13 protein-coding genes are annotated in these 15,351 nt (G+C 57.0%); 5 read left to right on the forward strand and 8 right to left on the reverse strand.

The window, feature by feature from the left end; genetic code table 11:
* Nucleotides 1-339: 339 nt before the first annotated feature.
* Nucleotides 340-1,467, forward strand: coding sequence for a PDR/VanB family oxidoreductase (locus L8V01_RS02940; RefSeq protein ID WP_269945648.1), 1,128 nt, complete (start codon nt 340-342; stop codon nt 1,465-1,467).
* Nucleotides 1,468-1,490: 23 nt separating this feature from the next.
* Here L8V01_RS02940 and L8V01_RS02945 read toward each other — a convergent pair whose 3' ends face one another.
* From L8V01_RS02945 to L8V01_RS02960, 4 genes are all read right to left on the reverse strand, one after another.
* On the reverse strand, nt 1,491-2,411 hold the full coding sequence (locus L8V01_RS02945) for a DMT family transporter (protein ID WP_269945649.1): 921 nt from the start codon (nt 2,409-2,411) through the stop codon (nt 1,491-1,493).
* A 181-nt stretch (nt 2,412-2,592) separates the two neighbouring features.
* Complete coding sequence (gene accC, locus L8V01_RS02950) at nt 2,593-3,969, reverse strand: acetyl-CoA carboxylase biotin carboxylase subunit (protein ID WP_269945650.1); 1,377 nt, start codon at nt 3,967-3,969, stop codon at nt 2,593-2,595.
* Nucleotides 3,970-4,003: 34 nt separating this feature from the next.
* Nucleotides 4,004-4,546 carry an acetyl-CoA carboxylase biotin carboxyl carrier protein gene (accB, locus tag L8V01_RS02955; protein ID WP_269945651.1) on the reverse strand — a complete coding sequence of 181 codons (543 nt, stop codon included), beginning with the start codon at nt 4,544-4,546 and terminating at the stop codon, nt 4,004-4,006.
* Nucleotides 4,547-4,548: 2 nt separating this feature from the next.
* Nucleotides 4,549-6,105, reverse strand: a complete 1,557-nt coding sequence (locus L8V01_RS02960; RefSeq protein WP_269945652.1) for a pyruvate carboxylase — start codon at nt 6,103-6,105, stop codon at nt 4,549-4,551.
* Nucleotides 6,106-6,505: 400 nt separating this feature from the next.
* Between L8V01_RS02960 and L8V01_RS02965 the strand changes: the two genes are divergently transcribed.
* Nucleotides 6,506-7,861 (forward strand): MFS transporter, encoded by a 1,356-nt coding sequence (locus L8V01_RS02965; RefSeq protein ID WP_269945653.1) that lies wholly within the window; start codon nt 6,506-6,508, stop codon nt 7,859-7,861.
* A gap of 164 nt (nt 7,862-8,025) precedes the next feature.
* On the opposite strand, the gene L8V01_RS02970 is transcribed toward L8V01_RS02965, so the two are convergent.
* Together L8V01_RS02970 and L8V01_RS02975 are read right to left on the reverse strand one after the other, a co-directional pair.
* A complete protein-coding gene (locus L8V01_RS02970) occupies nt 8,026-8,667 on the reverse strand; it encodes a 3-oxoacid CoA-transferase subunit B (RefSeq protein WP_269945654.1) in 642 nt (213 codons plus the stop codon).
* Nucleotides 8,667-9,410 (reverse strand): CoA transferase subunit A, encoded by a 744-nt coding sequence (locus L8V01_RS02975; RefSeq protein WP_269945655.1) that lies wholly within the window; start codon nt 9,408-9,410, stop codon nt 8,667-8,669. The genes L8V01_RS02970 and L8V01_RS02975 overlap by 1 nt, the downstream gene beginning before the upstream one ends.
* A gap of 115 nt (nt 9,411-9,525) precedes the next feature.
* Here L8V01_RS02975 and L8V01_RS02980 point away from each other — a divergent pair, with 115 nt between their 5' ends.
* From L8V01_RS02980 to L8V01_RS02990, 3 genes are all read left to right on the forward strand, one after another.
* Nucleotides 9,526-10,296, forward strand: a complete 771-nt coding sequence (locus L8V01_RS02980) for an IclR family transcriptional regulator domain-containing protein (protein ID WP_269945656.1) — start codon at nt 9,526-9,528, stop codon at nt 10,294-10,296.
* Nucleotides 10,297-10,308: 12 nt separating this feature from the next.
* The gene (locus L8V01_RS02985; protein WP_269945657.1) at nt 10,309-11,526 is read left to right on the forward strand and encodes an acetyl-CoA C-acetyltransferase; all 1,218 of its coding nucleotides are present in this window, start codon (nt 10,309-10,311) and stop codon (nt 11,524-11,526) included.
* Between the two features lie 295 nt (nt 11,527-11,821).
* Nucleotides 11,822-13,447, forward strand: a complete 1,626-nt coding sequence (locus L8V01_RS02990) for a histidine-type phosphatase (protein ID WP_269945658.1) — start codon at nt 11,822-11,824, stop codon at nt 13,445-13,447.
* 17 nt (nt 13,448-13,464) lie between these two features.
* Here L8V01_RS02990 and L8V01_RS02995 read toward each other — a convergent pair whose 3' ends face one another.
* Complete coding sequence (locus tag L8V01_RS02995) at nt 13,465-14,121, reverse strand: DUF1707 SHOCT-like domain-containing protein (RefSeq protein WP_269945659.1); 657 nt, start codon at nt 14,119-14,121, stop codon at nt 13,465-13,467.
* A 39-nt stretch (nt 14,122-14,160) separates the two neighbouring features.
* Nucleotides 14,161-15,342 (reverse strand): non-hydrolyzing UDP-N-acetylglucosamine 2-epimerase, encoded by a 1,182-nt coding sequence (gene wecB / locus L8V01_RS03000; RefSeq protein ID WP_269945660.1) that lies wholly within the window; start codon nt 15,340-15,342, stop codon nt 14,161-14,163.
* Nucleotides 15,343-15,351: the final 9 nt, after the last annotated feature.

Genomic DNA, 15,351 nt, shown 5'->3' on the forward strand with positions numbered 1-15,351 from the left:
AAAACTGAGGACAGCTCAGGGTGCAGCCTTCACTGGGGGTTACTAAAGTTCACCCACCAGACACAAAACAGAGCAGCTAGCACGGGAAACATTCACGCGACCCCGATTGATGAAAGCGTCCAAATTGGAATAATGCCCCACCCATGTGGGTGCATTAAGGGTGAGTAGGGCACCAGATATCGCGAATTTTTAGTGATTTGTACCTCATACAATTGTTAATATGACTGTAATTACATACAGGAGGCGCTTTATGAGCCACGCGGTGAAAGTCCATGAACGTTCTTGAGCTCGCCTGAAGCGACCGTTTGATTCCCTGATGGTTGAAAGGACACCTCAGCTATGAACAAGTTAGGCCATGCTTCTACTCCAGAAACCTTCAGTCCGGCCAGGACACTTCCTGCGCACTGTGATGACGCAAGTGACGGATCTGGATCGGCAGATTCAACTGAGAAAGAAAAGCGACTACTGCGCGCGAAGGTCTGCGCTGTCACCGCAGTAGCAGAAGACTTAGCTGTGCTGGAATTCCGCTTACCGGGCGGCGCGGCGCTTCCGGAGTACTCCCCTGGGTGTCATGTAGACGTCACGCTCACCGGCCCAAATGGTACGCAGTTGGTGCGACAGTATTCTATTTTCGATCTCTCCTCCCCCACTGACGTCCATGCGGAAGGCCAAGCCGCACGGACATATGGCATCGCAGTCAAGAAGGAAGAAAACTCACGCGGCGGTTCTACCGCGATGCTGCGGCTGCGCGCTGGCGATGACCTCCTTGTTTCAAAGGCACATAATAACTTTGAACTGGTTTCCGGCGCCGGCTACTACGTTTTAGTTGGTGCTGGGGTGGGAATCGCCCCCATGCTCTCTATGGCCCAGCACCTCCAGCAGCAACGCACCCCGTTTATGGTGCTTTATTTTGCCACCAGCCAAGAGCGCGCCGTCTTACGCGATAGGTTGCGGGAAGCGTGCGGCGATAGCCTCATTGAGATCTTTGGTGAGCCACGAACACGGCAAGAAGAGATTTACCGCCACCTTCTAGCCCAAGCTCCGGCGCGCACCGTATTTTACGTGTGCGGGCCGCAAGGGTTCATGTCGAATGCACAAAGCATCGTGAGAGACTACTTGCCGCGTGAAGATTTCCACTGGGAGAATTTCCACCCAGACCAAGAAGCACTGACTGGCCAGAAGAATGCAGGCGCGGGAGATGGTGCTTTCCGCGTGGAATACTGCGGTGAGGAGCTCAACATACCAGCCGATAAGACAGTGCTTGAAGTTCTAGAAGAGGCAGATCTTCCTGTTATGTCGCGTTGTCTAGAAGGAACCTGTAGCACTTGCATTATGAAGGTGGTGGAAGGCGAACCAGACCATCGCGATTCGGTCTATAACGACAAAATGTATGACGAGGGCGCCTTCGCGCCCTGTGTCTCACGAGCACTTAGTCCCAAGCTCGTGCTCGAGCGTTGGCGAGGTTAGTCGGGAAGGCAGTGCTGCGCCGCCTACAACGAGCGCACCATCACGACGCCGATAATGACCAGGGCAAGGCCTACCACGCGGTGAACCGGCGGAAGACCGCGGTGCGCGTTTCCCCATCCCAGTGATTCCACTACTTGGCCGCAGATAATGGAACCCACTAGCGAGCCAATCACGGTGGTACCGGTGCCTAGGATGGGTGAAAGCGTCGCGCCGCCAACGACGAAGAGGGCACCTAGGACACCACCACCCCACATCCACCACGGGCCCGGCGCGATACCGGTGAGCAATGCACGGCGCGGCGCGCGAAGTATGAGAGAAAGCACGGCGAGCAAGAGTACGCCGACGGCTAAAGAAATCTCACTGGCGGGCATGGGGCTTTCCAGCGCGCGGCCCAGGTAACCATTTACTGCGGTTTGAGTAGCAGATCCCATACCGATGAGTACGCCGAAAAGGCGCCACAGCCATAGTTGCAGGCCGCTGGCCGTAGCATGGGTGGAGTTGCGGCGGCCTATTTCTAATACCAAAGCGATACCGGCCAACACCACGGCCGCGCCAAGAATGCGTAAGGGCCCCACCGCGACATGTGGAGAATGGAAGAGCCCGGTGACATCGCATAGCAAGCCCATCGTCACTTGGCCGAGGATTGGCAATATGACGGTTTCCACGCTGCCGATACGCGGGAAAAGTAAGATATTTCCCACGATGAAGGAGACTCCCATAAAACCGCCGAGCCACACCCACCATGGCTGTTGCGCGGCAGTGGCCACATCCGGGATGAGATGACCAGTAAGTATAAAGGCAATAACCGCCGAGACAGCAAGCCCGATAATAAAGGAATAGAACCCAGCCACAATAGGCGAGCCTATGCTTTCCCGGAACCTAGTATTAATGGCTGTTTGTATTGGCACGATAGCGCCGACCAGCATGGCGGCGATAACCAACATTGCTCGTCCTTTCACTATGGGAGCCCATGTGTGGGGCTAGGCGTGGGGTGGGAGTGGGGAGGCGGCTAGGAGGCATCGGCAAGCAGGCCACTCCCCTGCCCCATGCGCGAACGCCAAAAGTGCAGGCCCGGATATTGGGTCCTGCACTTCAGGCTCGGCGTTCTAATTTCCGGCGTGATAGCTATCCATCCGCTGGGATGGAATCGGTGCCTTCCAACAGCTTGGCTACGTAACCGGTATTGAACTCACCGCTGCGGAATTTGTCGCTATCTAGGAGCATGGCCTGAAATGGTGCGGTAGTGACTACGCCCTCTACTTCCAGCTCATTGATGGCGCGCAACATGCGGTCGATGGCTTCATCGCGGTCATCAGCCCAGACGATGAGCTTGCCCACCATGGAGTCATAGAACGGAGGGATAGTGTAGCCCGTCTCAATATGGGTATCCATGCGCACGCCGAAGCCGCCCGGTGCGCGGTAGTGCTCAATCTTGCCGGGACGCGGGGCGAAGTTCTGGTTCGGATCCTCGGCGTTGATGCGGCACTCGATGGCGTGACCACGGATCTCAATATCATCTTGCGTAATGGAGAGCTTTTGCCCCGAGGCAATGCGCAGCTGCTCTTTGATGAGGTCCACGCCGGTAATCATCTCGGTAACGGGGTGCTCAACCTGGATACGGGTATTCATCTCAATGAAGTAATACTTGTTTTCCGTATTATCGAAGACGAACTCGATAGTGCCGGCGTTTTTGTACTTCACTTCCTTGCACAGGTTTACGGCTGCTTCTTGCATGCCGGCGCGCAGCTCTTCTGTAAGGACTGGGGAGGGGCCTTCCTCGATGAGCTTTTGGTTGCGGCGCTGGGAGGTGCAGTCGCGCTCGCCTAAGGCAACGACGTTTTCGCCATCTGAAAGTACCTGGATCTCAATGTGGCGGATATCGGTGAGGTAGCGCTCGATATAGACCGAGGGGTCATTGAACGCGGATTCGGCCTCGTTCATGATCTCATTGAGGTCTTTTTCCAGCGTATCCTCGGATTCCACCACGCGCATTCCGCGCCCGCCGCCGCCGGCGGCGGCTTTAATCAGAAGTGGGAAGCCGGTATTGCGTGCGACTTCCATGGCCTCATCGATTTCGGTGACCACGCCATCGGATCCTGGGACAGTAGGCACACCGGCGGCTTGGGCGATGCGCTTGGCTTCAATCTTGTCACCCATCAAGCCGATGTGTTCGGCTGAGGGGCCAACGAAGCCGATGTTTTCTTCTTCCACCATGCGTACAAAGTCTGGCTTTTCGGACAAGAAGCCATAACCGGGGTGGATGGCATCGGCCTTGAAGGCCATGGCGGCAGAGACGATGAGCTCGGGGCTGTTATAGCTCTTGGCCGCATTCGCAGGTCCGATACATACTGCTTTATCCGCCAATTTGACCGGTAAAGAGTCCTTATCGCCCTCGGAGTAGACTAGGATGGATTTGATCCCCAACTCCTTACAGGCGCGGATGACGCGCAGGGCGATCTCACCGCGGTTGGCAATGAGGACGCTATCTAAAAGATCTGACATGTTTTCCTCCAGATCGTTGTGTAAGGGAACAGGTTTACTTCGGGTCGATGACCATAAGCGGCTGGCCGTGTTCGACGGCTTCTTCGTTATCCACAAGGATTTCCTTAACGGTGCCGGCGACCTTGGACTCGATATTGTTCATCAACTTCATGACCTCAACGATGCACAGGACCTGGCCGACCTCGACTTCGTCGCCAACCTTGACGAAAGGATCCGCGCCCGGCTTCGGGGAGGCATAGAAAGTACCCACCATCGGTGCGGTGACGGTCTCGCCCTCGGCGGCAGGAGCGCCCGATTCCCTAGGCTCGTCCTTCGGTGCTTCTTCCTTCGCAGCGGGAGCAGGCGCTGTCTCTTCCTGAGCAGGCGCCTGCTGCGCTGGCGCTGCCGGTGCTGCTTCTGGGCTAGCCGCAGACTGAGCTGCAGCTGGAGCCGGGGCCGGACGGTTCAGGCCACCTGGAGTGCGGGACATGGCGAGTTCGATATCGCCGTACTTGATCTGCAGCTCTTGGATGTCATCGGACAGGTTTGCCCACTTCAGGAGGGACTTCAGGTCTTGCAGGTTGGTGGTATCAGTCATGGTTACTTTTCTCCTTTGGTGAGGTTGATTTCCAAATCGGAAGTCTTGAGGTGGAAGTCGGTGGTATCGGAAGAGTTATAGATCTGCTGGACCAGGGAAGTAAGGACACCGCCTTTAACGCCCTCGCCCTCGCCGCCGCGACCTTCAGCGACAAAGCGCTTCATTTCATCGACCTGGCTTCCGGCGAACATGACGCGCAGCAACAAGGTGTCAATATCTTCATCTGGGTGGGCTTCTTTAAGTCCTGGCAGGACCGGCTTGAGCTCGGGGATTTCCTCTGTAATCTCGGAGGAACCATTTGCCAGAATCTTCTCCAGCACATCTGGATCCAGTGGGGCGAGCGGCTCGCCGTAATATCCGAGTGCGTACTTTTTAATCTCATTCGGAACGACGGAGTAACGGTCACCGGTCATCACATTCATCACGGCTTGAGTGCCCACAAACTGGGCAAAAGGCGTAATCATGATGGGATAAGCCAGCTCTTCGCGCACGCGAGCGACCTCATAGAGCAACTCTTCGAAGCGATCTCCCAAGCCAGCGGTTTCCAGCTGGGATTCGAAGTTGGTAAGCATGCCACCCGGCAACTGGTGCATATAGTGCAGGCCGTCGAATGCGCGGGGGACGCCTACCGGCTTATCCTCGGTATCTGCAATCTCTTGGATGCGATCGCTGGCCTTGGAAATGCGCTCATCATCCACGTTGACGGTATAGCCCAGCGCGCGCAGATCACGCACGAGCGCCTGGGTGGCGGGCTGTCCCGGGCCGTTGGCCAGTGGGGCGATGGAGGTGTGAATGGAGTCAACGCCTAACTCTGCGCCGAATAGATAGGTCAGTGGGGAAAGGCCCGTAAGGGAGTGTGTGTGAACCTCCAGCGGGACATCGCCGATAGAGCTGCGAATGGCGGGGATGAGGGTCTTCATGCGATCCGGGGTGAGCAGGCCACCGGCATCTTTGAGCATGATGCGGTCCACGTCAGTGCGCTCAAGGAGTTCTTCGGCCTTCTGCTTGTACAAGTCATCGGTGTGCACTGGGCTTAAGCAATAAGACAGCGCACCGAAGGTTTCTGCACCCAGCTCCTTGGCTAGCTTCAAGCCCTTGTCAATGTTGTCGATGTCATTGAGGCCGTCGAAGGAACCGATAACGCGAAAGCCGTTGGCATAGAGTCGCTCGGTCCAATTGAGGATGGCATCATCCGGGAGGAAATCGAAGGAGGCTAGGTTCTTGGAACGGATAAGGGCTCGGAACTTGGTACCCGGCGCAGCGTGCTCGTGGACGAGGCGTACACGCTCCCACGGATCTTCCTTGAGGTAGCGTACGGCCACGTCGAACTGGATGGGGGCGACAAGGTCAACGTGCTCGAACCCCGCATTGGTGATGTCATCCAGTAGGGACAGGATGTGGTCCGTGGTCATGCGGGTGGCCCAGATGCTCTGGTGCGCATCACGCAGGGTGGTATCGATGATTTTGATTTCGCGCTCGCTATCGGCTGGGCGTCCGCCCGCGGCCATGATTTCTGCGAGGCCTTCTGTGCTCAGTTCTTCAGGACTGAGAGCAGTCATAAATCCCTCCTTAGGGTGTGGCTCCGGCAAGACTCGGGTGGTTCAGGACTCATCCCTGGACGTCCGTGTCATGCATCACACACTACAACAGCGGGTACAAACTTTGGGCTGGAAGTTTCATTCGGAAAGCATTTTCCGGCCATTCCCCAAGCTCGCCACCATGGATTCTTTTACAAAACACCCCCATGTGGGGCCACTATGCGCACCTAAGTTCACTCTGCGAACGTTCGATCCAGGTGAAATTGACCCCCTGAAAGTGGCGGACGACATGGACTTTCTTTCCATCCCGCAACGAAAGTCACCACCGCACGGAGAGTAGTGAGTTAAATCCACTCACCGTTTTGGTGTGATCTGCGTAATATTTTCTTCAATCCCAGCCAACCTATCCCCAGGAGGAACCATGACTGCGACTGCCCCACCAAAAACCAGCACAGAAACTGCTTCGGGCGCCGGACCCGCATCTAAGACCGACGTTAAGTCACTCGGCGCCAGCCTTACTGGCCAGATCCTTGAGTGGTACGAATGGAGCTCCTATGCCGTCTTTGCTCCCTTCATTGCTACTGCAATGTTTAATAAAGGCGATTCCACCTCTGCCCTTTTGGCCACCTTCGGTGTTTTTGCCGTCGGCTTTTTGGTACGCCCACTCGGCGGCATCATCTTTGGACGCGTGGCCGATAAGCGCGGACGCAAAACCGTCCTGATGATCACCATCATCATGATGGCCGTCGCCTCTGCTCTCATTGGATTCATGCCCACCTATGAGCAAATCGGCATCTGGGCCTCCGTAGGGCTGCTGATCATCCGCGTCTTGCAAGGCTTTGCCCACGGTGGCGAATCCGCTGCGGCCAATAGCTACATTCCAGAAATCGCCCCCAACGCACACCGCGGCAAGTGGGGTTCGATGGTATATGTCTCCATCTTCGGCGGCTCCGTCATCGCCTACGTGTTAGGCGGGCTGATTTCCATTGTGCTAAACGACGACCAAATTGGCTCCTGGGGCTGGCGCATTCCCTTTTTCCTGTGCGCACTGTCTGCCTGCGTCGCTTTGTATCTGCGCCGCCACATGAAGGAGTCCGATCATTTCAAAGAGATCGATAGCTCCGAGCCGTCCGTGGAGTCCCTAGCGCGCCCGCCGCGCACTACGCCGCCTACATCCTCTTCCAACAGCCGACCCGCATGGGTCAATATCCTCTTGGTGGTAGGTATGGTCTCCGGAGTGACGGGGGCGCATTACACTTGGACGTCTTACGTATCGACCTACGCAATTAGCCACGAAGGGATGTCTACTCAAGGCGCTTACTGGACCACCGTGGTGGCACAGACCGCCGGCCTTATTGCCCTACCGCTCTGGGGTGGGCTTTCTGACAGAATAGGACGCAAACCTGTCATCTATATCTGTGCCGTTGGGATGGGTATACTCCAGATTCCACTAATGGCGCTCATTGATTCCCGCCCGTGGACCCTGCTCATTGCCTCTACGGTAGGTGTGGTTATCGTCGCCGCCGGCGGCGCGCTGCTGTCCTCGATCATGTCCGAGGTCTTCCCTACAGCCCAACGCACCCACAGCATCGGGTTGGCCTATTCGCTCTCTGTGGCCATCTTTGGCGGCACGGCGCCCTATATTTACCAATGGTTTGTCGCCCACGATTTAGCTTGGGCCTCAGGCTTCTATGTTGTAGCCCTGTGCGTCCTCACTCTTATCAGCATGTACATCCTGCCTGAGACAAAGGGAGTCGACCTGCGCGACGTGAAATAGACTATCCCCCGCCATTGGCTGGGTCGAGGACCTACCTCTTCGACCCAGCCCTTCTTCTGCCCTTTGTGCCGTTCAAACGGACTCAGCCAAAGGAATACAGGCAGCACTAAGCAATAAAGAAACCCGCTCTCCGAGACGTCGGAAAGCGGGTATAAACGTATGCACTACTGTAGGGCTACCTTGAAGGGGGCATCAGTAACCTCGCGGATAGATTCCTCGGTCTCCCCTTCCGCGACTTGGACCAGAGAAAGGCCCTCTAACTCGTCTACGCGGAATACAGCGCGATCCGTAATAATAAGGTCCACACAGCGCGCGCCGGTAAGCGGTAGCTGACATTCAGAAAGAATCTTTGACTTACCGTGCTTGGACACATGCTGCATCATAACCACGATGCGCTTAGCTCCATGCACCAAATCCATGGCGCCGCCCATGCCCTTGACCATCTTGCCCGGAATCATCCAATTGGCAAGGTCCCCGAATTGGGAGACCTCCATCGCCCCCAGCACCGCAACATCGATAGCGCGAGAGCGAATCATGCCAAAGGACTCGGACGAAGAGAAAAAGGAGGCACCTGCGGCTGCAGTGATGGTTTCTTTGCCGGCATTAATAAGCTCTGGATCCACCTCATCATCGGCCGGGTACGGCCCCACGCCTAAGATGCCGTTCTCGGAGTGCAATACCACCTCGAGTCCTTCCGGCAAAAATCCGGGAATGCGAGTGGGCATGCCGATGCCTAGGTTGACGTAGTCACCGTTATTAAGCTCTTGCGCGGCACGTGCGGCCATTTCTTCTCGTGACCAGGTCATTATTTACTCACCGTCCTAAATTCGATTCCGGTTTCTTGCTTGCCCACTTCCACAACGCGATCGACGTAAATGCCGGGAACATCCACTTCGGCCGGTGGAATGGCGTCTACTACTTCTTCAGCTTGGACAATGGTGATTGCGGCACAACGGGCAGCATCCGGATTGAAGTTTTGCGCGGTCTTGGCAAAGGCTAGGTTGCCGTAACGGTCAGCGCGTGCCGCGTGGACGAAGGCAAAGTCTGGGGTCAGCGCTTCTTCCAGCACATAGAGCTCACCATGAAACTCTCGAGTTTCCTTAGGCTTGGAGGTCTGCGCAATGGAGCCATCCCGGTTATAGCGGGTAGGAATTTCGCCTTCTGCTAGCGGGGTGCCCACGCCGGCTTTGGTATAGAACGCGGGGATACCAGCGCCGCCTGCGCGCATGCGCTCCGCCAAGGTGCCCTGCGGAGTGAACTCTACTGTGAGCTCACCCTCGAGGTATTGGCGGGCATATTCTTTATTAGTGCCCAAGTAAGAACCGATCGAACGAGAGATACGGTGATCTTTGAGCAAGAGCCCAAGGCCAAAGTCATCCGTACCAAGGTTATTGGAAATGATGGTGAGGTCCCCGGAACCGAGTTCACGCAGGGCGTCAATGAGACGCGCCGGAATGCCCACAAGTCCGAATCCGCCCACCGCAATGGAAGCACCGTCTGGGATATCCGCCACGGCTTTCTCTACTGATGAAATTACTTTCTCTAACATGGCCTCAGCCTACGTCTGGTTCACCCATTGCACAAGGGTTCACAATGCGAACAATTTGAGGTACACTCCAGAGACCTAGGACACTTACTCTAGATTTTGCATTGGAGGCCACACCTTGACCGATACCCCCACGGTGCAATCACTCGCCCGCGGACTGGCCGTATTGCACTCATTCAATGGCGATCGCCCACGCCAGTCCTTGACTCAAGTTGCCGAGGTCACAGGCTTAGCGCGCGCCACCGCCCGCCGATTTCTGCACACTTTGGTAGCGGAAGGCTACGCCCGCACGGATGGCGCCGAATTCTGGCTTACCCCACGCGTTTTGGAATTGGGCTATTCGTACCTTTCTAGCTTGGGACTCCCGGAAATCGCCCAACCCCATTTGAGGGAGTTATCCACAAAACTCGATGAGTCATGCTCCGTAAGCGTGCTGGACCGCGACACTGTGGTCTACGTTGCCCGTACCGCTGCACACCGCATCATGGCTACGAATATCACCATCGGTACTCGCTTTCCAGCCCACGCCACTTCGATGGGCCAAGTGCTGTTGGCGAACCTACCACCTGCTCAACTCGACGAGTTTCTAGCTCACACCGAGCTCGAACAAGTCACTTCACACACGCTAACTACACCGGACGAACTCCGCGCGCGATTAGCGGAAGTCCGCAATCGGGGTTGGGTCATCGTGGACCAGGAACTTGAGGTGGGCCTGCGTTCTATTGCCGCTCCCATCCGTGACGGCAATGGCCGCACTGTGGCCGCCATAAACGTTTCCACCCAAACTTCCGTGTACTCCACTGAGGACATCACCACTCGGCTTTTACCCCAACTACTTGAAACCTGCGAGGCCATCTCTCATGACCTTGCAACCACCAACCTTGCTTAAGGAGACATCACCATGAATGCCCATGACGTAGTCCTGTGCCACCCCAAGCGCACCCCAGTTGGCCGCTATGGCGGCGCGTTAAAATCTGTACCCGTCCAAGAACTTGCGAGCTTGGTAGTCAAGACCATCGTGGACGAATCCGGCATCGATCCTTCCGCCATCGATGACGTAATTTTGGGGCAAGGATCCCCCAACGGCGCAGCTCCAGCTCTCGGCCGAGTAGCCGCACTGGATGCTGGTTTGCCCGTCACCGTCCCCGGTATGCAGCTAGACCGCCGCTGTGGCTCCGGACTGCAAGCCATCGTTACTGCCGCCGCTCATGTCGCCACCGGTGCCGCCGAGGTCATCATCGCCGGTGGTGCCGAATCTATGTCCCGCACCGAATACACCGTTGACGCCGATGTTCGCTGGGGTGCAAAGGGCGGCAATATGATTTTCCGCGACCGCTTACAAGAAGCCCGTGAGACTGCCGGTGGAAAGAACCACCCCATTGCCGGCGGCATGATTGAAACAGCAGAAAATCTACGCCGCGAGTATTCCATCGACCGCGCCGAACAAGATGCGCTCGCGGTCCGCTCCCACCGCAACGCGGCTACGGCTCAAGAGCAGGCGCTTTTCGACGCCGAAATTGTCCCCGTCACCGTCCCCCAACGCAAGGGAGAGCCCATCGTTGTGGATAAAGACGAGCACATCCGCCCCGATTCTTCCGAAGAAAAGCTGGCCAAGCTACGCGCCGTAATGGGCAAGCAAGACGAGGATGCAACCGTCACCGCGGGCAATGCCTCGGGGCAGAATGACGGCGCGGCCGCCGTATTGGTGACTACCCGCGAAAAGGCAGTGGAGCTCGGCCTTGAACCGATGGTTATTCTCAAGGGGTGGGCGCTGTCAGGTGTAGACCCTGAGCGCATGGGTATCGGCCCTGTCGACGCCACTCGCAAAGTTATGGAACGGTTGGATATCTCTTTTGCAGACCTAGACCTCATCGAGCTCAACGAGGCCTTTGCCGCCCAAGCTCTAGCAGTGCTCAAGGAATGGGACATCTCACCCGAGGACCCGCGCGTTAACCCTCATGGTTCCGGCATCTCGCTAGGCCACCCCGTAGGCGCCACCGGCGCGCGAATCGTGGTCACTGCCGCGCATCATCTGCACCGCACCGGCGGCAAGCGCGCGCTTGTCACGATGTGCATCGGTGGTGGACAAGGCCTAGCTGCCATTATCGAGGCAGCCTAAAGCACCAGCCCATTCCTTTGCAGTAGCACATAACCCAGCCGTTGTTTCATGCACGATCCAAGGCCTAAACGACAGAATGTGTTGTTTAGGCCTTCTAGACCGGTATGTCGTGGAAATGCACGGCCATTCAGGGGTAAGTAACAAGACGGGGATGCGGGAAATGCTCCTAGCTTTCGTCCGCATCCGTAAAAGCCCCCATTAGCCTATTAATGTTCACGGTTTCGCAACCTCCGCGCAAAGTCCTTCTTCTACCGTGGTTAGGTCACTTATCACCGTCTCTCACGAAGGACTTTTCATGCGCACTCGTGCTCTCGCCGTCGCTACCGCCATTGCCCTTGCCACAGAACCAGTGCCCGCGCTGGCGACTGATGGCGCCACCTACTACTCCACCAAGCAGCATTATGAGCCGCAGGGCTCTGATTACGCCTCAGCGCCGGAAGGCTTCCGCCAGATTTATACATCCACTGTGGACCGTCACGGCTCCCGCGGGCTGTCCGGGTTCAAGTACGACGACTTGGCGCAGCAGATGCTAACTTACGCCCAAAAGCATGATCAGCTCACCGAATTGGGTGAGAAGCTCATTCCCCAAGTCGAGGCAATGATCACCGTGAACAAGGAACTAGCCGGAGGCACCGGTCAGGAGGCCGGCTACGGCAACTTGACCGTGGTAGGACGGGAGGAGCTGCAGGGTATCGGCCAGCGCAATGCCCAGCGCAACGCCACGCTACTGAAGAACATCGACAAGGAAGGCCTAAAGGTTAAGTACATCTCCTCCGGCGAGGACCGCGCCAACGACTCTGGGTGGAACTTTGGCCAGGCGTGGCTGGAAAAAGAGCCAACGCTTGCAGACAACCTTGTGGACGGCATGAAGGACGGCCACGTCAACATTGAGACGCGCTCGGACCTTATGTACGCCCACAAGGACAAGCAAGCGCCGTCCTATGAGAAGTACTCCGAGTGGAAGGACTCAGATGTTCTGGAGGCCAAGGTGGATGAGGCCTATTCCAAGCCAGCCTCCCAGAAAGCGGCGCGCGGCCTACTGAGCAAGATCTTCACCGAAGACTTCATCGCCGGCCTCGAGGATGGCTCAATCAAATTTGTAGGGCGCGAGAACGACGAAAAAACGGTGGAGGGCATCGTGGATGCTGCCCTGCAGTTCTACAACCTCTACATCATCGCTCCAGCCTTGGCACACGAAGCAAAGGCGCCGGCCGAGGGCTGGATATTTGACCAGTATATGGATGATGCCAGCGGACCGACCTTTGCCTACCTGCTCGACGTAGAGGACTACTACCAGAAGGGACCGGCTATTGCGGGACAAACGGTGGCATACGACAACTACGAGCCACTGTTGAAGCACATGATCCAGGGCGTCAAGGACCGTGCTGCAGGCGGCGAGGTGGCGGCCGAGTACCGCTTCGGGCATGCGGAGACCATCATCCCGCTCGCCGCACTGCTCAAGCTTCCGGGCTCTGAGAATGGCACGCCAGCTAACGAGCTGTATTCCTGGGAAAACTCCGACTGGCGTGGAGACAAGGTCTCTCCCATGGGCGCGAACATCCAGTGGGATGCCTTCCAGAACGAGCGCGGAGACACCCTAGTGCGCATGCTCTATAACGAGAAAGAGATCGCCTTCCACGACGGTTGCGAGCCCATCGCTGAGGGCTCGACATTCTATACCATCGACGAGCTGGAGGCCTGCCTGCCGCTGGGGGCGACCTCGGATCACTCCAAGGCACGCATCGAGGTGCCAAAGCACTCGCAGGATTCAGACTCCAGTTCTTTGTCCTCAAACGCCTCAATCTGGGGCATCATCGCCGGGGTTATCGGTGCTATCACCCTAGCCGCGGGCGCGATGAGCGCTCACCTTCCGCAGATTCGGGCACTGGCCAAGCAATTCGGTATTCCGCTGCCATTCTAGAGCGGTGCGGGAACGGCCTAGCGCTTGGTCACATGCACGTCTACGCCGCCGAAGAGGCTGAAACAATTCACGATGATTTCTGGTGCGTCCACCGGCAGGTCATTCGGGTGGATGGCGCCATTCTCTACTTTGAGGTCGTGACCGCCAAAAAGCCCTAAACCACCCATGCGAACGCGGAAGCCTTCCGGAATGTAGACATCGGTGCCGCCGAAAAGACCCACGGCGTTGATGGTGGTAGTGCGGTTGCGCAGGGCAACGCCTGCTAGATCAATATCCACGCCACCGAAGATGCCCATGGCGGTAAGCTCATGGTCCACTGCCCCACCGTTGACCGTGGAGCCACCGAAAATTCCCAAGGCAAGGGACCGCGACTGGCCGGCCGAAGGCTGAACCTGTTTCATTGCCTGTTGCACTTTGGCAATGGCATTGGATTCTTGGTTGCCAGAATAAATGGCGGTGGACCCGCTTTGAGCACCAAAGAGAAGTACCTCTGGGTCTTCTACCAGGTCAGCCAGGGGCTCGAGAAGCTCGCCCCGGGTCGTAGCGTTTACACACGCAGCCGAGCGATTTTCGAATTCATCGAAGTCAATCTGCCCAGCCGACAGCGCATCCCCCAGAATGTCTGCGGCCTTCATTCGATCCTGGTGATTACAGCGGATATCCAGCGGTTTCATGCTCGTTATTATATCCGCTATATCCACTATGCGCGCAGGCTATTCCTTGTTCTGGGCCGCCTTAGAGGTATCGACTTCCGGCAGAAAATCTTCCACGCGCTCGCCCACTCCGGTCAGCTCCGCAATGGCGGCGATGGCGCGCTGCGCGCCCTTACCATCGCCATAAGGGTTGACGGCATTGGCCATGGCTTGGAAAGCGGCGTCATCAGAAAGCAAGAGCTTAGCCTCTGCCACAATGAGCTCCCGGTTTGTGCCCACCAGCTTCACGGTGCCGGCAACGACGGCCTCGGGGCGCTCAGTGTTCTGGCGCATGACCAGAACTGGCTTACCCAATGCGGGAGCCTCTTCCTGGACTCCGCCGGAATCGGTCAGAATGATGGTCGCACGGTTTTGCAGCTGGGTGAACTGGTCATACGGCAGTGGATCGGTGATGATGATATTTGGCAGGTGCTCAACCTCCGGCAGGACTGCCTGGCGCACCTTCGGGTTCAAGTGCAACGGCAGGGCAAAGTTGATCTCTGGGTAAGCTTCCGCCAAGTCCTTAACTGCGCCACCGATTTCCTTCATAGCCTCGAGGTTTTCGCGGCGGTGGGTGGTAACAACAACGAGGCGCTTGTCCGAATCTGCGGCTTCCTGCAGAGCTGGGTCCTCAAATTTGGTGTCCCAGGATGCTGCCTCCAGCAGGGCATCGATGACGGTATTGCCGGTGACCACAATATCCTTGGAGCGCACGTTCTCGCGGCGTAGGTTTTCCATCGATCCCGCGGTAGGCGCCAAGTGCAACTCGGCTACTTGGCCGATGAGCTTGCGGTTGGCTTCCTCCGGGAACGGGGAGTGGATATCGCCGGTACGCAGGCCCGCTTCAAGGTGCACAATCTTCACTCCGCGGTGGAAGCCTGCAAGCGCTGCTGCCATAGCGGTAGAGGTATCTCCCTGGGAGATAATGACGTCCGGCTGTTCTTCTTCAATGATGGAATCCAAGCCCGCAATCGCGCGGGAGACGATCTCATTGAGGCCCTGGCCTGGTTTCATCAAACCCAGGTCATGCTTTGGGGTAATGCCAAACATGGTGTTGACCTGCTCCAGCATCTCCTTGTGCTGACCGGTAGAAACCGGGATGGATTCAAAGCGCTCATCATCATCCAGCGCCTTAATAACTGGGGCAACCTTAATGGCCTCTGGTCGGGTGCCATAAATGGTCATTACCTTGGGCTTAGTCATTAATCTCTT

It is taken from the genome of Corynebacterium curieae, assembly GCF_027570035.1.
Classification (GTDB): domain Bacteria; phylum Actinomycetota; class Actinomycetes; order Mycobacteriales; family Mycobacteriaceae; genus Corynebacterium; species Corynebacterium curieae.

Excerpts from the sequence above, each read along its gene's own strand:
- L8V01_RS02965 (WP_269945653.1), top strand. The coding sequence starts at position 6,506 with ATGACTGCGACTGCCCCACCAAAAACCAGCACAGAAACTGCTTCGGGC.
- L8V01_RS02995 (WP_269945659.1), bottom strand. The coding sequence starts at position 14,121 with ATGAAACCGCTGGATATCCGCTGTAATCACCAGGATCGAATGAAGGCC.
- accB (WP_269945651.1), bottom strand. The coding sequence starts at position 4,546 with ATGACTGATACCACCAACCTGCAAGACCTGAAGTCCCTCCTGAAGTGG.
- L8V01_RS02985 (WP_269945657.1), top strand. The coding sequence starts at position 10,309 with ATGAATGCCCATGACGTAGTCCTGTGCCACCCCAAGCGCACCCCAGTT.
- L8V01_RS02960 (WP_269945652.1), bottom strand. The coding sequence starts at position 6,105 with ATGACTGCTCTCAGTCCTGAAGAACTGAGCACAGAAGGCCTCGCAGAA.
- wecB (WP_269945660.1), bottom strand. The coding sequence starts at position 15,342 with ATGACTAAGCCCAAGGTAATGACCATTTATGGCACCCGACCAGAGGCC.
- accC (WP_269945650.1), bottom strand. The coding sequence starts at position 3,969 with ATGTCAGATCTTTTAGATAGCGTCCTCATTGCCAACCGCGGTGAGATC.
- L8V01_RS02940 (WP_269945648.1), top strand. The coding sequence starts at position 340 with ATGAACAAGTTAGGCCATGCTTCTACTCCAGAAACCTTCAGTCCGGCC.
- L8V01_RS02975 (WP_269945655.1), bottom strand. The coding sequence starts at position 9,410 with ATGTTAGAGAAAGTAATTTCATCAGTAGAGAAAGCCGTGGCGGATATC.
- L8V01_RS02990 (WP_269945658.1), top strand. The coding sequence starts at position 11,822 with ATGCGCACTCGTGCTCTCGCCGTCGCTACCGCCATTGCCCTTGCCACA.
- L8V01_RS02945 (WP_269945649.1), bottom strand. The coding sequence starts at position 2,411 with ATGTTGGTTATCGCCGCCATGCTGGTCGGCGCTATCGTGCCAATACAA.
- L8V01_RS02970 (WP_269945654.1), bottom strand. The coding sequence starts at position 8,667 with ATGACCTGGTCACGAGAAGAAATGGCCGCACGTGCCGCGCAAGAGCTT.